General features: G+C 72.2%; 23 protein-coding genes. 15 read left to right on the top strand and 8 right to left on the bottom strand.

Features of this window, described 5'->3' with window-relative positions:
- Positions 1 to 41: 41 nt before the first annotated feature.
- Complete coding sequence (locus ACZ597_RS22740) at positions 42 to 512, bottom strand: Lrp/AsnC family transcriptional regulator (protein ID WP_471332988.1); 471 nt, start codon at positions 510 to 512, stop codon at positions 42 to 44.
- Positions 513 to 657: 145 nt separating this feature from the next.
- On the opposite strand from ACZ597_RS22740, the gene hppD reads away from it, so the two are divergent.
- Entirely contained in the window at positions 658 to 1,803 is a 1,146-nt protein-coding gene (gene hppD, locus ACZ597_RS22745; RefSeq protein WP_471332991.1) for a 4-hydroxyphenylpyruvate dioxygenase, read from the top strand.
- Between the two features lie 175 nt (positions 1,804 to 1,978).
- Here hppD and ACZ597_RS22750 read toward each other — a convergent pair whose 3' ends face one another.
- Positions 1,979 to 3,517: a tetratricopeptide repeat protein gene (locus tag ACZ597_RS22750; protein WP_471332994.1), complete on the bottom strand. Its 1,539-nt coding sequence runs from the start codon at positions 3,515 to 3,517 to the stop codon at positions 1,979 to 1,981.
- Between the two features lie 96 nt (positions 3,518 to 3,613).
- Between ACZ597_RS22750 and ACZ597_RS22755 the strand changes: the two genes are divergently transcribed.
- Positions 3,614 to 4,984, top strand: coding sequence for an FAD-binding oxidoreductase (locus tag ACZ597_RS22755; RefSeq protein ID WP_471332996.1), 1,371 nt, complete (start codon positions 3,614 to 3,616; stop codon positions 4,982 to 4,984).
- Between the two features lie 35 nt (positions 4,985 to 5,019).
- Here ACZ597_RS22755 and ACZ597_RS22760 read toward each other — a convergent pair whose 3' ends face one another.
- Entirely contained in the window at positions 5,020 to 5,499 is a 480-nt protein-coding gene (locus tag ACZ597_RS22760; protein WP_471332997.1) for an SsgA family sporulation/cell division regulator, read from the bottom strand.
- A 290-nt stretch (positions 5,500 to 5,789) separates the two neighbouring features.
- Between ACZ597_RS22760 and ACZ597_RS22765 the strand changes: the two genes are divergently transcribed.
- Both ACZ597_RS22765 and ACZ597_RS22770 read left to right on the top strand, forming a co-directional pair.
- Positions 5,790 to 7,514 carry an RDD family protein gene (locus ACZ597_RS22765; RefSeq protein WP_471333000.1) on the top strand — a complete coding sequence of 575 codons (1,725 nt, stop codon included), beginning with the start codon at positions 5,790 to 5,792 and terminating at the stop codon, positions 7,512 to 7,514.
- Between the two features lie 111 nt (positions 7,515 to 7,625).
- Positions 7,626 to 8,357, top strand: coding sequence for an RDD family protein (locus tag ACZ597_RS22770; RefSeq protein WP_471333003.1), 732 nt, complete (start codon positions 7,626 to 7,628; stop codon positions 8,355 to 8,357).
- A 70-nt stretch (positions 8,358 to 8,427) separates the two neighbouring features.
- On the opposite strand, the gene ACZ597_RS22775 is transcribed toward ACZ597_RS22770, so the two are convergent.
- Positions 8,428 to 8,769 (bottom strand): hypothetical protein, encoded by a 342-nt coding sequence (locus ACZ597_RS22775; protein ID WP_471333005.1) that lies wholly within the window; start codon positions 8,767 to 8,769, stop codon positions 8,428 to 8,430.
- 457 nt (positions 8,770 to 9,226) lie between these two features.
- Here ACZ597_RS22775 and ACZ597_RS22780 point away from each other — a divergent pair, with 457 nt between their 5' ends.
- Together ACZ597_RS22780 and ACZ597_RS22785 are read left to right on the top strand one after the other, a co-directional pair.
- On the top strand, positions 9,227 to 11,581 hold the full coding sequence (locus tag ACZ597_RS22780; RefSeq protein ID WP_471333417.1) for an immune inhibitor A domain-containing protein: 2,355 nt from the start codon (positions 9,227 to 9,229) through the stop codon (positions 11,579 to 11,581).
- A 112-nt stretch (positions 11,582 to 11,693) separates the two neighbouring features.
- Positions 11,694 to 11,996, top strand: coding sequence for a hypothetical protein (locus ACZ597_RS22785; protein WP_471333008.1), 303 nt, complete (start codon positions 11,694 to 11,696; stop codon positions 11,994 to 11,996).
- 7 nt (positions 11,997 to 12,003) lie between these two features.
- Here the strand turns inward: ACZ597_RS22785 and ACZ597_RS22790 are convergent, their stop codons facing one another.
- Both ACZ597_RS22790 and ACZ597_RS22795 read right to left on the bottom strand, forming a co-directional pair.
- Positions 12,004 to 12,600, bottom strand: a complete 597-nt coding sequence (locus ACZ597_RS22790; protein WP_471333011.1) for a nicotinamidase — start codon at positions 12,598 to 12,600, stop codon at positions 12,004 to 12,006.
- A gap of 210 nt (positions 12,601 to 12,810) precedes the next feature.
- The gene (locus ACZ597_RS22795; protein WP_471333012.1) at positions 12,811 to 14,142 is read right to left on the bottom strand and encodes a nicotinate phosphoribosyltransferase; all 1,332 of its coding nucleotides are present in this window, start codon (positions 14,140 to 14,142) and stop codon (positions 12,811 to 12,813) included.
- Positions 14,143 to 14,223: 81 nt separating this feature from the next.
- Here ACZ597_RS22795 and clpS point away from each other — a divergent pair, with 81 nt between their 5' ends.
- The 8 genes from clpS to ACZ597_RS22835 all read left to right on the top strand — a co-directional run bounded on the left by clpS (position 14,224) and on the right by ACZ597_RS22835 (position 19,637).
- Positions 14,224 to 14,538, top strand: a complete 315-nt coding sequence (clpS, locus tag ACZ597_RS22800; protein WP_079427328.1) for an ATP-dependent Clp protease adapter ClpS — start codon at positions 14,224 to 14,226, stop codon at positions 14,536 to 14,538.
- Complete coding sequence (locus tag ACZ597_RS22805) at positions 14,538 to 15,140, top strand: DUF2017 domain-containing protein (protein WP_471333016.1); 603 nt, start codon at positions 14,538 to 14,540, stop codon at positions 15,138 to 15,140. Before clpS ends, ACZ597_RS22805 begins: the two co-directional genes overlap by 1 nt.
- 361 nt (positions 15,141 to 15,501) lie before the next feature.
- Complete coding sequence (locus ACZ597_RS22810; RefSeq protein ID WP_471333019.1) at positions 15,502 to 16,947, top strand: amino acid permease; 1,446 nt, start codon at positions 15,502 to 15,504, stop codon at positions 16,945 to 16,947.
- A 141-nt stretch (positions 16,948 to 17,088) separates the two neighbouring features.
- Positions 17,089 to 17,511 (top strand): M67 family metallopeptidase, encoded by a 423-nt coding sequence (locus tag ACZ597_RS22815; RefSeq protein WP_007264348.1) that lies wholly within the window; start codon positions 17,089 to 17,091, stop codon positions 17,509 to 17,511.
- A 77-nt stretch (positions 17,512 to 17,588) separates the two neighbouring features.
- A complete protein-coding gene (locus ACZ597_RS22820) occupies positions 17,589 to 17,696 on the top strand; it encodes a putative leader peptide (protein WP_311736929.1) in 108 nt (35 codons plus the stop codon).
- Between the two features lie 82 nt (positions 17,697 to 17,778).
- Positions 17,779 to 18,057 carry a MoaD/ThiS family protein gene (locus ACZ597_RS22825; RefSeq protein ID WP_007264347.1) on the top strand — a complete coding sequence of 93 codons (279 nt, stop codon included), beginning with the start codon at positions 17,779 to 17,781 and terminating at the stop codon, positions 18,055 to 18,057.
- Entirely contained in the window at positions 18,057 to 19,007 is a 951-nt protein-coding gene (locus ACZ597_RS22830; protein ID WP_401245883.1) for a PLP-dependent cysteine synthase family protein, read from the top strand. Before ACZ597_RS22825 ends, ACZ597_RS22830 begins: the two co-directional genes overlap by 1 nt.
- Positions 19,008 to 19,184: 177 nt before the next feature.
- Positions 19,185 to 19,637, top strand: coding sequence for a DUF7144 family membrane protein (locus ACZ597_RS22835; RefSeq protein ID WP_471333022.1), 453 nt, complete (start codon positions 19,185 to 19,187; stop codon positions 19,635 to 19,637).
- 79 nt (positions 19,638 to 19,716) lie between these two features.
- Here the strand turns inward: ACZ597_RS22835 and ACZ597_RS22840 are convergent, their stop codons facing one another.
- Together ACZ597_RS22840 and ACZ597_RS22845 are read right to left on the bottom strand one after the other, a co-directional pair.
- Positions 19,717 to 20,070, bottom strand: a complete 354-nt coding sequence (locus tag ACZ597_RS22840; RefSeq protein ID WP_471333024.1) for a DUF488 domain-containing protein — start codon at positions 20,068 to 20,070, stop codon at positions 19,717 to 19,719.
- Positions 20,067 to 20,486 carry a hypothetical protein gene (locus tag ACZ597_RS22845; protein WP_471333027.1) on the bottom strand — a complete coding sequence of 140 codons (420 nt, stop codon included), beginning with the start codon at positions 20,484 to 20,486 and terminating at the stop codon, positions 20,067 to 20,069. The genes ACZ597_RS22840 and ACZ597_RS22845 overlap by 4 nt, the downstream gene beginning before the upstream one ends.
- A 195-nt stretch (positions 20,487 to 20,681) precedes the next feature.
- On the opposite strand from ACZ597_RS22845, the gene ACZ597_RS22850 reads away from it, so the two are divergent.
- Positions 20,682 to 21,434, top strand: coding sequence for an MBL fold metallo-hydrolase (locus ACZ597_RS22850; protein WP_470976378.1), 753 nt, complete (start codon positions 20,682 to 20,684; stop codon positions 21,432 to 21,434).
- The last annotated feature ends 39 nt before the right edge of the window (positions 21,435 to 21,473 follow it).

Here is a 21,473-nt window from a genome sequence, read left to right on the forward strand (position 1 = left end):
GGATTTCTTTGCAAGCTTTTCTTTGGAACTCGGAGTCGGGGTCAGTCGTCCGCGGCCGCCTGCTCCACCAGCGGGATGATCCGCAGCGGGACCGGGTTCTCCATGACGATCGCCGTCGAGGCCCGCACGATCCCCTTGAACCCCACCACCCGGTCGATCACCCGCTGGAGATCGGCGTTCGACCGCGCCACCAGCCGGCACAGCATGTCCCCGTGTCCGGTCGTCGTGTGCAGCTCCAGCACCTCCGGGACGCCCGCCAGGTGGGCCCGTACGTCCGCCCCCTGCCCCTGCTTGATCTCCAGCGTGGCGAACGCCATCACCGGATACCCGAGCGCCGTCGGGTCGACCTGCGGACCGAACCCGCGGATGACCCCGTTCGACTGGAGCCGGTCCAGCCGCGCCTGCACCGTGCCGCGCGCCACCCCCAGCCGGCGCGAGGCCTCCAGTACCCCTATGCGGGGTTCGCGCGCCAGCAGGACGATCAAGCGGCCGTCCAGTTCGTCGATGCCCATGGAAACCCTCCCTCGGCCGACCGGCCGGCCGTATTGCTGGTCATACTGCACAGATCTCTCAGTCATAGTCCGGCTACACAGGTCATTCTGTACAGCAGAAACGGAAACTATTGCGCAGCTTGTGGAAGAGCGGGACTCTGCGCTCATGACTGAGACCCTGGACACCACCCCGCAGACCGCGCGTGAGGCAGACCCCTTCCCGGTGAAGGGGATGGACGCGGTCGTCTTCGCCGTCGGCAACGCCAAGCAGGCCGCGCACTACTACTCGACCGCCTTCGGCATGAAGCTCGTGGCCTACTCCGGACCGGAGACCGGCAGCCGCGAGACCGCCAGCTACGTCCTCACCAACGGCTCCGCGCGGTTCGTCCTGACCTCGGTCATCAAGGCGACCACCGACCGCGGCCGCTTCCTCGCCGAGCACGTCGCCGAGCACGGCGACGGCGTCATCGACCTCGCCATCGAGGTCCCGGACGTCCGCGCCGCCTACGCCTACGCCGTCGAGCAGGGCGCGCGCGGCCTGGACGAGCCGTACGAGGTCAAGGACGAGAACGGCACCGTCGTGCTCGCCGCGATCGCCACCTACGGCCAGACCCGCCACACCCTCGTCGAGCGCGTCGACTACACCGGCCCCTACCTGCCCGGCTACACGGCCGTCGAGCCGATGGTGGCCCCGCCGGCCAAGCGCACCTTCCAGGCGATCGACCACTGCGTCGGCAACGTCGAGCTGGGCCGCATGAACGAGTGGGTCGCGTTCTACAACAAGGTCATGGGCTTCACGAACATGAAGGAGTTCGTGGGCGACGACATCGCGACCGAGTACTCGGCGCTGATGTCGAAGGTCGTCGCGGACGGCACCAAGAAGGTGAAGTTCCCGATCAACGAGCCGGCGATCGCGAAGAAGAAGTCGCAGATCGACGAGTACCTGGAGTTCTACAACGGCCCCGGCGTCCAGCACATCGCGCTGGCCTCGAACGACATCGTCGCCACGGTGCGCACGATGCGGGCCGCGGGCGTGGAGTTCCTGTCCGTCCCGGACGCCTACTACGACACCCTCGGCGAGTGGGTCGGCGACACGCGCGTGCCGATCGACGAGCTGCGCGAGCTGAAGATCCTCGCGGACCGGGACGAGGACGGATACCTGCTCCAGATCTTCACCAAGCCGGTGCAGGACCGTCCGACGGTGTTCTTCGAGATCATCGAGCGGCACGGGTCGATGGGCTTCGGCAAGGGCAACTTCAAGGCGCTGTTCGAGGCGATCGAGCGGGAGCAGGACAAGCGGGGCAACCTGTAGGTCTCGGCTCAGGCGCCGGCGGGGCCGAAATTCGGCCCCGCCGGCGCCTGAGGCGCGGGCGCGGCAGCGCCGTGTCCGCAGCCGCGCCCGGCGATCGAGGGCTGGGGGTCCCCCCGGACGGAGTCTGGGGGAGGGTGAAGGGCGGGCAGGGGACCGGCCCCGCGCAGCGGGCCGGCTACGTGCCGGCGGCGGGGGACTTCGGCTTCGGCTTCGGCGCCGCAGGCACCGGCTTCGGGGCCGCCGCCGGCTTCGGCGCCGCAGGCCTCGGCTTCGGGAGCTCCGGCGCCACCCACGGAGTGCGCGGCTGCATGTTCTCCGGGCCGCCCGCCGGAGGCTGCCCGATCGACGCCAGGGCCTCCTTCGCCAGCGGACCCCGCACCGGGGAGAACACCGGGTTCGTGCGCAGCGCCGTCTGCAGGCTCCGGCGGGCCGCCGCCTCGTCGCCCAGCCCGCGCTCGATCACCGCCCGGTGGTAGGAGAACTCCGCGCTCCGCAGCCCGAGGTCCGTCGCCTTCTTCGCGTACTCCAGCGCCTGCGCGTCCTCACCGCCCCTGTGCAGCGCCCACCCCAGGGCATCGGCCACCTGCACGCTCTTGTGCCGCGTCCACTCCGCCGACAGGCGGCGTACCGCCTGCGCCGGATCACCGTGGTCCGCCTCGTACAGGCCGAGGACGACCTCCTCGTTGACCCCGTTCGCACCGCCCGCCGCCGCCAGTACGGCAAGGGACCGGTACTGCGCCCGCGCCTCCTCCGGCCGCCCCAGCGAGTCCAGCAGCTCGCCCAGCTCCAGCGCCAGCCGCGGCACCGGCGTGCGGCCCAGCGCCAGCCGGTAGTCCCGCACCGCCTCCCCGCCCCGCCCCAGCGCGGCCAGCGCCCTGGCCCGGCCGCCCAGCGCCTCGCCCTGCGCCGGGTCGGTGCGCAGCGCGGCCTCGTACTGGCGCAGCGCCTCGGCCGGGTCGCCGCGCTCCCACGCCAGCTCCCCGAGCCGGAACAGCACGTAGGCCTTCTCCGCCGGGGACTTCGCGTCCCCGCCCGCCGCCTCCAGCGCCACCACCGCGTCCTCGCGCCAGCCCCGGTCGCGGTACACCTGGGCCGCCCTCAGGTGCGCGGGCAGGCCGGGCCGGAGCTCCACCAGCCGGTCCATCGCCCGCTGCGCGGCCTTGTAGTCCCCCAGGCCCGTGTACGCGTCCACGAGGACCGGGTACGCCGTCCAGCGCCGCGGCGCCTGCGCCCGCACCAGCTCGCCCCACTTACGGGCCGTCGCGAAGTCCCGCCGGGCGGCGGCCAGCGCGCCCATGCCCGTCATCGCGTCGAAGTTGCCCTTCTCGGCGGGGCGGACCTCCAGCGACCGCTTGAGCGCCTTCTCCGCCTTCGGGTACCAGGCGGAATCGGCCGTCCGCCGGGCCTGTTCCAGATACGCCGAGCCGAGCACCGCCCACGAAGCGTCGTCGTCGGCGTGCGTGGCGACCCACTTCTCCCGGTCCGCCACCAGCGCCGTCAGGTCCACCGCCGCCGCCGGGGCACCCATGCCCACCGCCGACGCGGCACGTTCGCTCGGCCCCGGCGGGCGCGCGTCGTCGCCGGTACGGGCCGGGCGGATCAGCAGGGCCCCGGCGATCAGGACCACCGCGACCGCGGCCGCCACGACCGTCTTGCGTCCGGTGAAGGTCACGGGCGGCGCGGGCTGCTGGGATTGCTCGTCGAAACCGTGCATGCGCTCACTGTGCGTCAATATGAAGAGCCCGCCGAGGTGTCCGAAGCCGGTCGCGGCCGTGTTCACACCGATGGCCCCGGCTGCCACTGTGGCCCCATGGCTGACGATCTCATCGTGCGACTCGGCGAAGGACTCCCGCCCGAGGCGCTGCTGACCGACCCTCAGGTGACCGCCTCCTACGCCCGCGACACGGCAGGCTTCTGCGCCGCCGGCACCCCCGCCGTCGTCGTCCTGCCGCGGACGGTGGAGCAGGTCCGGCACGTCATGCGGACCGCGACCGCCCTACGGGTCCCCGTGGTCCCGCAGGGCGCCCGTACGGGCCTCTCCGGGGCCGCCAACGCCTCCGACGGCTGCATAGTGCTGTCCCTCGTCAAGATGGACCGGATCCTGGAGGTCTCCACCGTCGACCGGATCGCCGTCGTCGAGCCGGGCGTGGTCAACGCGGTCCTCTCGCGGGCCGTCGCCGAACGGGGCCTCTCCTACCCGCCCGACCCCTCCAGCTGGGAGCGGTGCACCATCGGCGGCAACATCGGCACCGCGTCCGGCGGGCTGTGCTGCGTGAAGTACGGGGTCACCGCCGAGTACGTGCTCGGGCTGGACGTGGTCCTGGCCGACGGGCGGCTGCTGCGCACGGGCCGGCGCACCGCCAAGGGCGTCGCCGGGTACGACCTGACGCGGCTGTTCGTCGGCTCCGAGGGCACGCTCGGGGTGGTGGTCGGGGCCGTCCTCGCGCTGCGGCCGGCGCCGCCCCGGCAGCTGGCGCTCGCCGCCGAGTTCCCCTCCGTCGCGGCCGCCTGCGAGGCCGTCTGCGCCGTCATGGAGGCGGGCCTGACGCCCTCGCTGCTGGAACTGATGGACCGTACGACCGTCCGCGCCGTCAACGCCCTCGGGAAGATGGGCCTGCCCGAGAGCACGGAGGCACTGCTGCTCGCCGCCTTCGACACCCCGGACGCCCCCGCCGACCTGGAGGCCGTCGGCCGGCTGTGCGCCGCCGCCGGGGCGGCCGCCGTCGTACCCGCCGAGGACGAGGCGGAGTCGGAACTGCTGCTCCAGGCCCGCCGGATGTCCCTCACCGCCCTGGAGGCGCTCCGCCCGGCGACGATGATCGACGACGTGTGCGTGCCGCGGTCGCGGCTCGCCGAGATGCTGGACGGGACGGCCGCCATCGCCGAGGCGTACGACCTCCTCATCGGCGTCTGCGCGCACGCCGGCGACGGCAACACCCACCCGGTGGTCTGCTTCGATCCCGCCGACGAGGACGAGACGCGGCGGGCCCGGGAGTCCTTCGACGAGATCATGGCCCTGGGGCTGTCCCTGGGCGGGACGATCACCGGGGAGCACGGGGTGGGGGTGCTGAAGAAGGAGTGGCTGGCCCGTGAACTCGGGCCGGTCGGGCTGGAGGTGCAGCGCACCGTCAAGCAGGCGTTCGACCCGCTCGGGCTGCTGAACCCCGGCAAGCTCTTCTGAGGTCCCTCCGTACGGGGCGCCGGTCCCGGTCCAGGTCACAGGTCGCCGTCCGCGGACTCGTCCGAGGGCCACGGGTCGCGCATCCACAGCTCGTCGGCGGGGGTGGGCGTGAGCAGCGCGGCCAGGGCGTCGTCCAGGCCGAGCCGGTCCGCCTCCGTCCCCGGCGGGACCACGCGCAGGGTGCGCTCCAGCCAGGCCGACACCGAGCCGGCCGGGGCCTCCAGGAGGGCGTCGCCGTCGGGGGAGCTCAGTGCCATGCACAGGACGGACTGGTTGTCGATCTTCGTGGGCCAGATCCGGACGTCTCCGTGGCCGCACGGGCGGAAGACCCCCTCGACGAGCAGCTCGCGGGCGAAGGTCCAGTTGACCGGGGTGCTGGAGCCGGTGTGGAAGGTGACGTGGACGGCGTAGGGGTCGTCGGTGAGGTACAGCAGCTTCGCGGGGACGGGGATGCTCCGCTCGGGGGACAGGACCAGCTTCAGTTCGAGTTCGCGCTCGATGACGGGGTGGTGCATCGCGGCCTCACTTCGGTGCGTTCGTCTGCGGACGAGGGGCGGTTCTCGCCCCGTATGAGGAGAGAGCCCCCTCGTGCCCGGGTATGACGCGGGTTTCCGCACCGAATGTCAGGTTGGCCGAAACTTGTCGGCTGACCGGATTCCGTCGGCTGGGGTGGGGGTGGGGCGAGGTTCGCCCGAACGCTTGGAATCTCCCGTTACCGGACCTGCCGGGAGGGGGTTCTTGGCTATGGTCCTCCCCTTGGGTCCTCCCCTGCACAAGCCTCAAGCCACGATCGGAGTTGGGGACATTGACGGCCTCCCCTGGTGACGGAGAGCACGCGGCCCGCGAGGGCTACTACCCCGACCCGTCCATTCCCGGGTACGTCCGGTACTGGAACGGCGCGTCCTGGGTCCCGGGTACGAGCCGTCCCGCCGTTCCCACTGCCGTTCGGGTGGAGGAGACGGGGCCGGTGTTCCTGGACGAGACCTCGATGACGGAGGCCCTCCGGGACCCGGGCCCGACGCCGTTCGGCTCCGCCCCGCGGGCGGGCGGCGGCCGGGAGCCGGACCACGCCCCGGTCCGGGACCGGGGTTCCGGGGCGGAGGCGGGCGCCGCCCCTGCCCGGGAGTGGGCCTCCGGCGCGGCCCGGGAGCCCGGGCGCGGGGCCGGCGGCCCGGAACCGGACTACGGCCGGGCCGGGGACTGGAGCCCCGGCCCGGACGCGGGCCGCACGCCGGACGGCGGACACGGGGCCGAGGCGGGGGACGGGGGCCGTGGCCGGCCGGCCGGGGCCGGCCCGGGCGGCGGGCAGGGAGCCGAGGAGGGGCGGGGGCAGGGCGGGTGGCAGGTCGATCCCGTCCACCAGGCCGGCTTCGGCGGACCCCGCGACGCGCGGGTCTCCTGGGGCGATCCGGCGGAGTCCGAGCCGGCCCGGCCCGCCGGGATCTCCTTGGCCCGGCCCGCGGCCGCCGCCACCGCGCAGCGGCTCCCGGCACAGGCCGCCGCCGAGAGCGTCGGGATCCTGTCGGCCCGCCCGCCGGCCTGGCCCGACGCCCCGGGCGCCGGCGCGTCGGGCCTCACCTCCAGCTGGCCGGAGGCCGCCCCGGAAGCCCCGCCACGGCGGCCGCAGCCCGAGCCGGCCCGCCGGGCCCCCGAGCCGGAGCCCTGGACCGCCGAACCGGCACGCCGGTCCCCGGCCTCGGAGCGCCGGGCCGCGGAGCCGGAGCGCTGGGCCCCCGAGCCGGCACGGACTCCCGGTCCGGAGCGCCGGACTCCCGACCCGGAGCGCCGGACTCCCGACCCGGAGCGCCGGACTCCCGACCCGGAGCGCAAGGCCCCCGGGTCGGAGCGCCGGGCCGCCGAGCGGGCGCACCGGTCCCCGGACCCGGTGCGCCGGGCCCCCGTGCCGGAGCACCTCGCCCCCGCAGCCCCGCCGGAGGCACCCGCGTCCTCCCGGTCCCGCGCGGCCGCCCCCGCATCCCCGCCGGAGGCACCGGCACCGGCACCGGTACCGGGCGCCGTCCGGGAGGACAGCCGGGCCGTCTTCGAGCGGATGGCGGAGCGGGCCGTGCGGCCCGCCGGGCTCGGGCGGCGGGGGGCGGCACGGCTGCTGGACTCCCTCGTGCACGCCGCCGTCGCCGCGGCCGTGGCGCTGCCCGTCGTACCCAGGGTGACGGCCCACCTGGAGGCGAAGGTCGACGCCGCCCGGGCGAGCGGACGCACCACCACCGTGTACCTGCTCGACGTGACCACCGCCGCGCACCTGGGTGCCGTACTCGGTGCCGTCCTGCTGTTCGGCGTCCTCTACGAGGCACTGCCCACCGCCCGTTGGGGCCGCACCCCGGGCAAGAAGCTGCTCGGCGTCCGCGTGCTGGCCACCGCCACCCTGCGCCCGCCCACCTTCGGTGCGGCCCTGCGCCGCTGGCTCGTGTACGCCTTCCTGGGGCTGCCGGGCAGCCTGTGGTGCCTGGTGGACCGCCCCCGCCGGCGGGCCTGGCACGACCGCGCGGCCGGGACCTTCGTGACCCGCTGACCGGCCCGCTGACCGGCCCCCGGCCGGCCCGCGTGCGCCGCTGCGGCGGCCCGTGCCCCGGACGGACGCGGCCGCGTTGCGGGGCGGGCGGAGCCGGGTTCGACTCGGGCCATGAGCACCGACCAGCCGCCGCCGGGCCAGCCCCCCGAGGACGACCCGTTCCTCAAGAAGCCCCACGATCCGACGCCCCCGTCGGGCGGTTCGCCGTACGGCTCGCCGCCCCCCGGCGGCGGCGGCTACCCCCCGCCGCCGCCCCCGCCCCCCGGCGGCGGCGGCTACCCTCCGCCGCCGCCCCCGTACGGCGGCGGGCCCGGGGACCCGTACGGCGGAGGTGGCGGCTACGGCATGCCCGACCCGCTCGCCGGGATGCCCCCGCTCGCCGACTTCGGCAAGCGGCTCGCCGCGCGCGTGATCGACACGCTGATCGTCGGCGTACCGCTGTTCCTCATCCAACTGCCCTTCGGCACCCGGCGGTACGTCGTGGACACCGACAAGGGCGAGGACGTCACCGAGGTCATCACGAAGTCGTACGGCGGTACGGGCCTGGTGTGGACGCTCATCGCGATCGTCGCGTACGTCGGCTACGACTGGTGGTTCACGCAGAAGAGCGGCCAGACGGTCGGCAAGAAGGCCATGGGCCTGCGCGTCGCGATGCTCAACGACGGCAGCGTGCCGCCCTCCGGCCCCGCGCTCGGCCGCGGCGCCGTGCTCTGGGTGCCGACGCTGGTGTGCTGCTTCTGCCTGTGGCCGCTCGCGCTGATCGTGTCGATGCTCGTCGACAAGCCGTACCGGCAGGGGCTGCACGACAAGGTGGCCAAGACGGTGGTGGTCACCTCGACCTGAGCCGGAGTCGTACGAGGGCACGCGCGGGCGGCCGACCCCGGTGGGGGTCGGCCGCCCGCGCCGCTGTCCGTCAGTGGTGGACGGGGTGGTCCGCGGAGGCCGTCCGGGGCTCGGGCACCCGGGAGCCGGCCGCCCCCGCCGCCGACCCGCCCCGCGCGGCGGAACCCCCGCCCGTACCCCCGCCGGGCTCAACGGCGGGCGCCTGCGCCCCGCCCCGCCGCGCCGCGTGCCGGCCACGCCGCCGCGGGATCGGCACGGTGAGCGCGACCAGCAGCCCGAGGGCGAGCGCGGCGGCGGAGATGACGGCGACCCCGATCCCCGTGCTCGTCTGCGAGAGCAGCAGCATGGCGATGGTCGACACGACGACGGTGGCGGAGCCGTAGGCGAGCTGTGCGGCAGTCGGACGCGGCATGGCGTTTTCCGTCCTCAAGGCGTGGAGGGGGGAGTCGCATCGACAGATCGCGCACGCGTCAAGTGACTCCCGTAGGGGATGCCCGGACGGAGCAACAGGTAAGCGTGACCTTACCCACGGTGTCGGGGCACGGAGGGGCGCACGACGTCGCACGCCCGGTCGCGGGACGGAGCCGGCAACCGGAGGCCTTCGCCCCGGATGAGCCCGTATGGCGACGTAACGTCCGAATAGCGGAACTCGCTGACCGCATAGTGCAGTTGTAAGGAAGAAGTCAAGGTCTGTCTTTTCTTTAGACTCTCCGGTCAAATGTCGTCACTTGAGACGCGCGCCGCGCGGAACCCCCCACTCCTACGGAGATGTTCCGACCTACGTCGCGGCCGCGGGAGGGGAACGACATCAAGTGACCGGAAACTCCACCAGGCGTCGCGCGCTGCGCGCCGCCGCCGTCGGCGTGACCATGGCCGCGACCGCGGCCTCGGGCGCCTTCTTCACCACGGCCCAGGCCACCACCGCTTGGGGCAACGCCCCGGCCGCGGACAAGCAGGACCCGAGCTCCCCCGCGAAGGAGCAGGTCCAGCACAACCTGGAGACCCCGTTCAGCAAGCAGAACGCGCAGGCGCGTGAAGCTGCCCTTGACCAGGTGCTGGCGGGCAAGAAGAACGTCGAGCAGCGCGGCGCCTCGAAGGTCGTCAAGCTCGACGACAAGAAGTACGTCGAGCTGGGCCGCGAGAAGACCGACAAGATCTTCACGATCCTCGTCGAGTTCGGCGACCAGGTCGACAGCACGACCATGTTCGACCCGGACGGCCCCGAGGGTCCGAAGCCGGCCGAGCCGAAGTACGGCGGCACCCCGGGTCCGCTGCACAACACGATCCAGCAGCCCGACCGCGCGACCAACAACAGCACGGCCTGGCGCAAGGACTTCAGCCGCGACTACTTCCAGGACCTGTACTTCGGTACGGGCCAGGGCAAGAACTCGCTGAAGACCTACTACGAGAAGACCTCCTCGGGCCGCTACTCGGTCGACGGCGAGGTCGCCGACTGGGTCAAGGTCCCGTACAACGAGGCCCGTTACGGCTCGAACTTCTGCGGCCAGACCAACTGCTCCAACGTGTGGGACACCGTCCGCGACGGCGTCACCGCGTGGACGGAGGCCCAGAAGAAGGCCGGCAAGACCGACGCCCAGATCAAGGCCCAGCTGGCGCAGTACGACCAGTGGGACCGCAACGACTTCGACGGCGACGGCAACTTCAACGAGCCCGACGGCTACATCGACCACTTCCAGATCGTCCACGCGGGCGAGGACGAGTCGGCCGGCGGCGGCGTGCAGGGCAAGACGGCGCTGTGGGCGCACCGCTGGTACGCGTACGGCACCGACGTCGGCAAGACCGGCCCGGCCAACAACAAGGCCGGCGGTACCCAGATCGGCGACACCGGCATCTGGGTCGGCGACTACACGATGCAGCCGGAGAACGGCGGCCTCGGCGTCTTCGCGCACGAGTACGGCCACGACCTCGGTCTGCCGGACCTCTACGACACCTCCGGTGGCGGCGAGAACTCGGTCGGCTTCTGGTCCCTGATGTCCGCGGGCTCCTGGCTCGGCAACGGCAAGGACTCCATAGGCGACCTCCCGGGCGACATGACCGCCTGGGACAAGCTCCAGCTGGGCTGGCTGAACTACGACCAGGCCAAGGCGGCGACCAAGTCGACGCACAAGCTGGGCGTTTCGGAGTACAACACCAAGGACAAGCAGGCGCTGGTCGTCGAGCTGCCGAAGAAGCAGGTCAAGACCGACATCGTCGCTCCCGCCGAGGGCTCCTCGCAGTGGTGGAGCCAGATGGGTGACGACCTCAAGAACACCCTGACCCGCACGGTCGACCTGACCGGCAAGAAGTCCGCCGCCCTCTCCCTCAAGGGCTGGTGGGACATCGAGGCCGACTACGACTTCCTCTACACCGAGGTGTCCACGGACGGCGGCGCCACCTGGACCGCGCTGGCCGGCACCGCCGACGGTGCGGCCATCCCGGCCGACGCCTCCGGCAGCCCGTCGCTGACCGGTGCCTCCGGCGCCTGGAAGTCCCTGAGCTTCCCGCTGGACGCCTACGCGGGCAAGAAGGTCGACCTCCGCTTCCGCTACCAGACGGACGGCGGCGCGGGCGGCAAGGGCTTCACGGCCGACGCCGTCACCCTGACCGCGGACGGCGCCGCGCTGTTCACCGACGGCGCCGAGAACGGCGACAACGGCTGGACCGGCAAGGGCTTCGAGCGGATCGGCGCGGGCTTCACCAAGGAGTACGCGCAGTACTACATCGCGGAGAACCGCCGCTACGTCTCGTACGACTCCACCCTCAAGGTGGGCCCGTACAACTTCGGCTGGGCCAACACCAAGCCGGGCTGGGTCGAGCACTACCCGTACCAGGACGGCCTGCTGATCTGGCTGTGGGACAAGTCCCAGAAGGACAACAACACCAGCCAGCACCCGGGCCAGGGCCTGATCCTGCCGATCGACGCCAACGCCAAGCCGATGAAGTGGTCGGACGGCAGCCTGCTGCGGAACAAGATCCAGCCGTACGACGCGACGTTCAGCGCGTACTCCACGGACGCGTTCACCCTGCACAACAAGGGCGAGTCGCTCTTCGTCAAGCCGAAGCCCGCGAACCTGGTCTTCGACGACCACAAGGGCAAGTACTACTACGACGAGAACCCGACCGGCTCGGTGAAGGTCACTGACACCAACACCAAGATCAAGATCGCGAAGGAGACCTACGACGGTCTCCAGATGACGATCGAGGTCGGCCCCGCCGCCAAGTAATTCGGTAAAGCCGCAGGTCAAAACATGATCGGCCGTCGCCCTCTAGCGGGCGGCGGCCGATCGCGTTTAGATGCGGGGGCGACTGTTCTTATTGACGGGGGAGCTGAAGATCATGCCCGGTGGAGGTTTCGTCAGATTGCCAGGCGGCAGCGTGGTGGTCGCGCTCACGCTGCCGAGGCCGTCCGGCGACGGCGGCGACGTACGCGTGCTGGTGCACGCCGTGAACCGGGCCCGTGCCCTGACCAGGCTGCGGAACCTCGGGATGCGGGCCGTGTACCTGAGGGGCAACGCACAGCCCCCGACCCCGGACGAGGTCACCGCCGTCCTCCACCACCCCGACGGCCTCCTGTGGCGCGGGGCCCCGGACGTCGAACAGGAACTCTGGCACCCGATCCGCGCCCTGCTGGGCCGCTGAGGGGCCTCTAGGCCCTGTTCGGGCCGCCGACCAGGGTCACTCCGGCCGCCCGGAGCTCCTCCAGCGCCTTCTCGGTGGTGTGGGGGGCCACGGCGGCCGTCAGGTCCAGCAGCACGCGGGTGGTGAAGCCGGCGCGGGCGGCGTCGACGGCGGTGGCCTTCACGCAGTGGTCGGTGGCGATGCCCACCACGTCGACCTCGCTCACGTGCCGCTCGCGCAGCCACTGGGCGAGGCCCTGGCCGTTCTCGTCGGTGCCCTCGAAACCGCTGTACGCGGCCTCGTAGGCGCCCTTGTCGAAGACGGCGGCGACCGCCCCGGAGGCGACGGCGGGGGCGAAGTTCGGGTGGAACCCGACGCCCTCGGTCCCGGCGACGCAGTGCACCGGCCAGGACGTCTCGTAGTCCGGCTCGGCCGGGGGCCGCGCGAAGTGCGACCCCGGGTCGACGTGGTGGTCCCGCGTCGCCACGACGTGCCGGTAGCCGGGCGTGGTCTGCCCGATCAGCTCCGTGATCGCGGCGGCGACGTCGGCCCCGCCGGTGACCGCGAGGCTGCCGCCTTCGCAGAAGTCGTTCTGTACGTCGACGACGATCAGTGCGCGGTGCATGTCGCGTGTCCTTCGGGTCGGTGTGGGTGGTCGTGCGGTGCGGTGCGGCGGGCCCTGCGGGTGCTCTTCCCCCACCCCGCCCCTTCCCGAACCTGGGGCTCCCAGCCGCCGTATCCGGCCCCGCCGGTGTCTGAGGCGCGGGGGCGCGGGGGCGGAGCCCCCCTACCGGCCCCGCCCCGCAGCCGACGGACGGAGTCCGGCGCGGCGCGTCTAGGAGAGGAGCTCCGTCGGGAGCACGGCCTCGCCGCGGGACAGCTGGGTCGCCGAGAGGGGCAGCCCGGCCCGGGCCGCCCGGTGGCGGTCGCGCGCGGCCTCCAGCGGCTCGCGGGCCACCACCTCGCCCGCCTTCACCAGCTGCACCAGCAGCTGCGAGTCGGCCAGCGCGGCCGGCACCGGCCCGGTGCCGACGACCTCGGCCTCCGCGACCCCCTCGGAGTCCAGCCGGCGCGCCGCCCACTTGCGGCCGCCGACGGAGGTCTTGCCGCCCGAGGACTTCTTCGCCACCGGCACCAGCGGCGCCTTCGGGTCCGCCGAGGCCGCCCGCGCGACCAGCTTGTAGACCATCGAGCAGGTCGGGTGGCCGCTGCCGGTCACCAGCTGGGTGCCGACCCCGTACGCGTCCACCGGTGCAGCCGCCAGCGAGGCGATGGCGTACTCGTCCAGGTCGGAGGTGACCACGATCCGGGTGCCCGTCGCGCCCAGCTCGTCCAGCTGCTGCCGCACCCGGTGCGCGACCAGCAGCAGGTCGCCGGAGTCGATGCGCACCGCGCCCAAGTCCGTCCCGGCGACCTCGACGGCCGTCCGTACGGCCTCCGCCACGTCGTACGTGTCCACGAGCAGGGTGGTCCCGCTGCCCAGCGAGGCCACCTGCGCGGTGAAGGCGTCCCGCTCGCTGTCGTGGACGAGGGTGAAGGCGTGCGCGCTGGTCCCGACCGTCGGGATCCCGTACCGGAAGCCGGCCGCGAGGTCGGAGGTGGAGGTGAAGCCGCCCACGTAGGCGGCCCGCGAGGCCGCGACCGCCGCCAGCTCGTGCGTCCGGCGCGCCCCCATCTCGATCAGCGGGCGGTCGCCGGCGGCCGAGGCCATCCGGGAGGCGGCCGCCGCGATCGCGGAGTCGTGGTTCAGGATCGAGAGGACCACGGTCTCCAGGAGCACGCACTCGGCGAAGCTGCCCTCGACCCGCAGGACCGGCGATCCGGGGAAGTAGACCTCCCCCTCCGGGTAGCCCCAGATGTCACCCGAGAAGCGGTACGACGCCAGCCAGTCCAGCGTCCGCATGTCGACGACGGCCCGCTCCCGCAGGAACTCCAGTACCGCGCCGTCGAACCGGAAGTTCTCCACGGCGTCCAGGACGCGCCCGGTACCGGCCACCACCCCGTAGCGCCGCCCCTCGGGCAGCCGCCGGGTGAAGACCTCGAAGACCGAGCGGCGTTCGGCGGTGCCGTTCGCCAGGGCGGCCTGCAGCATCGTCAGCTCGTAGTGATCCGTGAAGAGCGCCGTCGACGGTACGTCCACCGGCAGGCCCAGGTCCGCAGGGTTCATGTCACGGATGCTAGCGCACATCTCGTCAAAGTGACGAGATGTGGGGCCCCGTTTGTGCGACCGGCCCTCCGCAGTGGCAGCATGGGACGAGTGAGTGTTGCTCCTATTGAGATCGAACGCACCGAATCGGCCGAGGAGACCTACGCGGTCCCCGAACCCGACGTCCCGTGGGTGACCCTGGTGCACAACGACCCGGTCAACCTCATGAGCTACGTGACGTACGTGTTCCAGGCGTACTTCGGATACCCCAAGGACAAGGCGACCAGGCTGATGCTCGACGTCCACAACAAGGGCAGGGCGGTCGTCTCCAGCGGCACCCGCGAGGAGATGGAGCGCGACGTGCAGGCCATGCACGGCTACGGGCTCTGGGCGACCCTCTCGCAGGACCGCAACTGATGGGCGGCGTGTTCGAGCCCCTGAAGGGCGGCGGGGCCGCGGTGGCCCTGGACGAGATCGAGATCTCCATCCTGCGCTCGCTGGCCGTGCAGCTGCTGGAGCTGATCGGCCCCGGCGAGCCGGAGCCCGCCGCGGACGCCGACCCCCTCGCCGTGCTGTTCGCCTCCGACGGTCCCACCGAGCCCCCGTCGGACCCGGCGCTGGCCCGGCTCTTCCCCGACGCCTACGGGGCCCCCGGCGGCCCGGGCTCGGGGGAGGACCCCGAGGAGCTGCGGGCCCGCTCGGCGGAGTTCCGCCGCTTCACCGAGAACGACCTGCGCAGCCGCAAGCGGGAGGACGCGCTGGCCGTCGTGCGCAGCCTCGACTCCCTCGCCCCGGCCGGCGACGGCGCGGCCGTGCTGGAGCTGACCGGCGAGCTGCCGCTGCGCTGGCTCGGCGCGCTCAACGACCTCCGGCTGACCATCGCGGCCCGGCTCGACATCACCGAGGACGACGAGAGCGCGGTGCTGTTCCGGCTCCCGGACGACGACCCGCGCAAGCCGATGGTGATGGCGTACCTGTGGCTGGGCGGCCTCCAGGAGACGCTCATCGAGACCCTCTGAGGGGGTTCGTCCGCCCCGCGGGCGCCCCCGGGGCGCCCGGTGGACGTCAAGGGCAGGTGAGTGTTCGCTCAGCGGACGCTCAAATCCGGATAACGATCAGATCACCGCCATGCGGTGATCTGATGCATTTCCGCCGCCATGTCCTGATATTGCCGTGCCCTGCGCCACTTTTCCGCCCTTCTCCCGCCCGCGAGCACGTGATAGATCTTCACGACCGCCGACGGGACGCCACCCATGTCCCCCGGCCCGCTTGAACCGGCTGACCGCCGGCGTGCAACTCCATCCGTATCCGGGGGGATCGAGGAACCCGATCCGCAGCCGTTCGAGGCGCGGGTCGGCGTGGAGAAAGGCGCACCAGAACATGACCTCTGTGCAGGTCGAGCAGCACGACAGGACGCCCGGCGAGGGCGGTCAGGGCGAGGGCGACGGGGAGGGTTACCACCGGGCGCTCGGAGCCCGCCAGATCCAGATGATCGCGATCGGCGGAGCCATCGGCACCGGCCTCTTCCTGGGGGCCGGCAAGGCGATCTCCAAGGCCGGACCGAGCCTGATCCTGGCCTACGCCATCGCCGGACTCGTCATCTTCTTCATCATGCGGGCCCTGGGCGAACTGCTCATGTACCGGCCCGTCTCGGGCTCCTTCTCGGACTACGCCCGCGAGTTCCTGGGCCCGTTCTGGGGTTACGCGACCGGCTGGACCTACTGGCTGTTCTGGGTGGTCACCGGCATCACCGAGGTCACCGCCGCCGCGAAGTACATGTCGTACTGGACGAACGACAGCTTCCCGCAGTGGGCGTACGCGCTGATCTTCACCGTGATCCTCTACGCCGCCAACCTGATCTCCGTGAAGCTCTTCGGCGAGCTGGAGTTCTGGTTCTCCATGGTCAAGGTCACCGCCATCGTCGGCATGATCCTGATCTGCGCCGGCATCCTCACCATCGGCTTCTCCGACGCCGCCGCGACCGCCTCCGTCTCCAACCTGTGGAACGACCGCGGCTTCTTCCCCAACGGCATCGGCGAGACGCTGATGACCCTCCAGATCGTGATGTTCGCCTTCCTCGCGGTCGAGCTGGTCGGCGTCACCGCCGGCGAGTCCAAGGACCCCGCGAAGACCCTGCCCAAGGCCATCAACACCGTGCCGTGGCGCATCGCCGTCTTCTACGTCGGCGCGCTCATCATGATCATGTCGGTCATCCCGTGGTCCAACTTCAAGGCCGGCGAGAGCCCCTTCGTCCTCGCCTTCGAGAAGATGGGCCTCGGCATCGGCGCCGCGATCGTCAACTTCGTCGTGCTGACCGCCGCCCTCTCCTCCTGCAACTCGGGCATGTACTCCACCGGCCGCATGCTGCGCGACCTCGCGCTCAACGGCCAGGGCCCGAAGTTCTTCACCAAGCTCACCAAGAACGGCACCCCGCTCGCCGGCACCACCTTCTCCGCCGCGCTGATGCTGGTGGGCGTCTGGATCAACTACGTCGCCCCGGGCAAGGCCTTCGACTACGTCGTCTCCTTCGCCACCATCTCCGGCATGTGGGCCTGGATCATGATCCTGGTCTGCCAGATCCGCTACCGCGCCAAGGCCGACCGCGGCGAGCTGCCCAAGTCCGCCTTCCGCGCCCCCGGCGCCCCGTGGAGCAGCTGGTTCGCCCTGCTGTTCATCGGCATGGTCATCGTGATGATGGGCGTCGACAAGGACTCCCGCGTCTCGCTGTACTGCGCCCCGCTGTGGGGCCTGATCCTGGGCGTCTCGTACCTGGTCCTGAAGGCCCGCAACCCGCAGGGCGCCGCCTTCAACAAGGTCACCCGCTGACCGGCTGAACCCGGTTCCCGGCCGCCTGCCGCGGCCGGGAACCACGGCCCCGGGCCCGCGCCCAGGGCGCTGTGTCCACCATTCGGGCCCTCCTGTACCACTCCTCGGTACGGGAGGGCCCGTCTGCTTATCCTGTGGCTCATGCTGACCCTCACCCAGGCCCTGTACGACCAGATCGTCGAGCACGCCCGCAAGGACCACCCGGACGAGGCGTGCGGCGTCGTGGCCGGCCCGGCGGGCACCGGCCGCCCCGAGCGGTTCATCCCGATGCTCAACGCGGCCCGCTCGCCCACGTTCTACGAGTTCGACTCGAAGGATCTGCTCAAGCTCTACCGCGAGCTCGACGACCGGGACGAGGAGCCCGTGATCGTCTACCACTCGCACACCGCCACCGAGGCCTACCCCTCGCGCACGGACGTCACGTACGCGAACGAGCCCGGCGCGCACTACGTCCTCGTCTCCACGGCCGACCAGGACGGCCTCGGCGAGTTCCAGTTCCGCTCCTACCGGATCGTCGACGGCGTGATCACGGAGGAAGAAGTGCAGGTCGTGGCCGCCTACTGACCACTATGTGAGCAGCCAACGTCCACGATGCGGGATCACACTCCAAACACGGGACCGGGAATCGTTAACATGACCGCATGGTTTCCCACGACGTGAGCATCGAGACGCCCGGCAGGCTGCTGCTCGTGGCGCGGCTGCACGTCGACCTGTGCCGCCTCGCCAGCGCCATCTGTCCTGCCGCCTGAGCACCGGGCCCCTTCCGCGCGGGGGCCGCACCAACGCGCGCCCGCACACTTCTCCGCCCCCTTCACGACACTGGAGCCCGCCATGGCCATCGAGGTCCGCATCCCGACCATCCTCCGCACCTACACCGACGGCGAGAAGGCCGTGAACGGCGAGGGCGCCACCCTCTCCGAGCTGTTCGCGGACCTGGACACCCGCCACCAGGGCATCGAGGCGCGCATCGTGGAGGACGGCAAGCTGCGCCGCTTCGTGAACGTCTACCTCAACGACGAGGACGTCCGCTTCATCGACGGCATCTCCACCGCCCTCAAGGACGGCGACAGCGTCACCATCCTCCCGGCCGTGGCCGGCGGCTCGAAGTAATGCGCTACGACTCCCCGCTCGCGGCGGTCGGCAACACCCCGCTCGTGCGCCTGCCGCGGCTGTCCCCCTCGGAGGACGTCCGGATCTGGGCCAAGCTGGAGGACCGCAACCCGACCGGCTCGATCAAGGACCGCCCGGCGCTCCACATGGTCGAGCAGGCGGAGAAGGACGGCCGCCTGTACCCCGGCTGCACCATCCTGGAGCCCACTTCCGGCAACACGGGCATCTCGCTCGCGATGGCCGCGAAGCTCAAGGGCTACCGGATCGTGTGCGTGATGCCGGAGAACACCTCGCAGGAGCGCCGCGACCTTCTCGCGATGTGGGGAGCCGAGATCATCTCGTCGCCGGCCGCGGGCGGTTCGAACACCGCGGTGCGGGTGGCGAAGGAACTGGCGGAGCAGAACCCCTCCTGGGTGATGCTCTACCAGTACGGCAACCCGGACAACGCCGGCGCCCACTACGCCACCACCGGCCCGGAGATCCTCGCCGACCTCCCGTCCATCACCCACTTCGTGGCGGGCCTGGGCACGACCGGCACCCTCATGGGCGTCGGCCGCTACCTCCGCGAGAACGTGCCCGGAGTGAAGATCGTCGCCGCCGAGCCGCGCTACGACGACCTCGTCTACGGCCTGCGCAACCTCGACGAGGGCTTCGTCCCCGAGCTGTACGACGCCTCGGTGCTCACCACCCGCTTCTCGGTGGGCTCGGCCGACGCGGTGACCCGTACCCGTGAACTCCTCCAGCAGGAGGGCATCTTCGCGGGCGTCTCCACCGGAGCCGCGCTGCACGCGGCGATCGGCGTGGGCCGCAAGGCGGTCGCCGCCGGCGAGTCCGCCGACATCGTCTTCGTCGTGGCCGACGGCGGCTGGAAGTACCTGTCGACCGGCGTCTACACGGCGGCGACGACCGAAGAGGCCATCGAGGTCCTCCAGGGGCAGCTCTGGGCCTGAGGCCCGTACGCACGGCACGCACGGAACGCACCGGACGCCGCCGGACCCGCCGCACGCGGGTCCGGCGGCGTCGGCGTTCGACGGTTCACCCGTTCGGCCCCCTCGGGGTCGCCCGCCCCGCCCCGCGCGCGCACGCTCGGTACCGACCGGTTCCCCAGCAGCAGGAAGGTCGTCGACATGACCACCACCCCGGGCGGAAACACCCCCTCGGCGCCTGCCGGTGCACGTGGCCGGGGCCAAGGCTCCTCCAACGCGTGGGCCGGCGGGGGCGTCATCTTCGCCGGCGTCCTGATGGCCGTCGGCGGCGTCGTCAGCGTCCTCGAGGGCATCGCCGCCCTCGCCAAGGACGACGTCTACCTCCCCGTCGGCGACTACACCTTCAAGTTCAACCTCACCTCGTGGGGCGTGATCCACATCATCATCGGCGTGATCGTCTTCCTCGTCGGTGTCGCGATCCTCAAGGGCCTCCACTGGGGCCGCGTCGCCGGCGTGATCGTGGCCGCCGTCTCGGTCCTCGCGCACTTCCTCTGGCTGCCCTATCAGCCGCTGTGGGCACTCATCTCGATCGCCTTCGGCGTCTTCATCATCTGGGCCCTGTGCACCGACGACCGCACCGAGACGGTGGTCTGACCGCCGCGCCCCCGGCCGCCGCCGCGCACCGCCGCGCCCGTCGTACGCCGCCGGGCGCGGCGGTGCGCGGGCGGCCGGGTCAACCGCCGCCGCCCAGCAGCTCCGCGATCACCGCCGCATGGCTGTGGTCCGGGTCCTTGACCGCCGTCAGCAGGGTCAGCGGGCCCGCCGCCGCCAGCTCCCGCAGCCGGACCAGGTCCTCCCGCGCCCCGGGAGCCGCCAGCTCCGCCTCGTACCGCTGCCGGAACTCCTCGGGCGAGCCGCCCGCGTGGAACCACTTCCGCAGCTCCGTCGACGGCGTCACCGCCCGCGGCCACTCGTCCACCGCGGCCGCCTCCTTCGACAGCCCCCGCGGCCACAGCCGGTCCACCAGGACCCGTACGCCGTCCGCCGCAGGCTCGGGGGGATCGTAGACACGCCGCAGCCGGATCACTCCGCACCGCCTCCCAGCCCCTTGGCCTCGTCCCACAACACCGGGTCCAGTGTTCCCACCGGCGCGCGGAACTCCCACAGCGACACCTCCTCGGGCCGGTCCGCCTCCAGGAAACCGCCCCGCCCGTGCCACCCGGCCATCCCCGGCGGCAGCGGGATCACCCCGGGCCGCCGGTCGTCGTACTTCCCGGCGATCCACGCCACCCGCGCCCGCTGCTCCCGGTGCGCCCGTACCGCCAGCACCAGGCAGGTCCGGCCGTCCGCCAGCCGCCACAGCTCACCCGGCCGCACGCGCGGCGGCGGCGCCGACCCGTGGGGCGGGGGCGCCACCGCCACAGCCGTGGCCCGCCGGGGGAGCAGCACCACCACCGCCACGGCGACCGCCGCCAGTACGGCGGGCCACCACGACGTGTCCATATTCCGACCGTAGCCGCGCACACGGCCCCCGGCGCGGCAACGCCCGTGCCCCCCGTCGCTCCCCTGGGTGACAGCACAGGTGATTCCCCCCACAACGGCCCGCCGCGGAGGAGCGACCGGAGGTTTCGCGCCTTACGCTCGACCCACGCACGGCCCGCATTCCGTCCACGGACCGTCCCCGGAGGTTCACGCTCCATGAAGCTCACCGTCGTCGGCTGTTCGGGGTCCTTCCCGGCCGCGGATTCGGCATGTTCGAGCTATCTCGTCGAGGCCGACGGCTTCCGGCTGCTCCTCGACATGGGCAACGGCTCCCTCGGTGCGCTCCAGCGCCACTGCGGTCTCTACGACCTCGACGCGATCTTCCTGAGCCACCTGCACGCCGACCACTGCATCGACATGTGCGCGTACTTCGTCGCCCGCTACTACCGGCACGAGGGCGGCCGCTGCGGAACCATCCCCGTCTACGGTCCCGAGGGCACCGAGCAGCGCCTGACCACGGCGTACGAGGACGTCCCGGACGAGCGCTCGATGAGCGAGGTCTTCGACTTCCGGACCCTGAAGTCCGCCGTGTTCGAGATCGGCCCGTTCACCGTCCGCACGGAGAAGGTCTGCCACCCCGTCGAGTCGTACGGCATCCGCGTCGAGCACGGCGGGCGCGTGCTCGCGTACTCCGGCGACACCGGGGTCTGCCCCGAGCTGGGGATGCTGGCGGAGGGCGCCGACCTGTTCCTGTGCGAGGCCTCCTTCACGCACGGCAAGGAGGACATCCCGGACCTCCACCTCAACGGCCGCGAGGCGGGCGAGTACGCGCGCGACGGCCGGGTCGGCCGGCTGGTGCTGACGCACATCCCGCCGTGGACGGACGCCGCGCAGAACCTGGCGGACGCCCGCGCGGTCTACGACGGCCGGGTCGACCTCGCGCACGCGGGAGCCGTGTACGAGGTCTGACATTGCGGGTTCCCTCGGGCACGACGACGGAGCCCCCGC

This window comes from Streptomyces sp. NPDC040718, assembly GCF_055593565.1.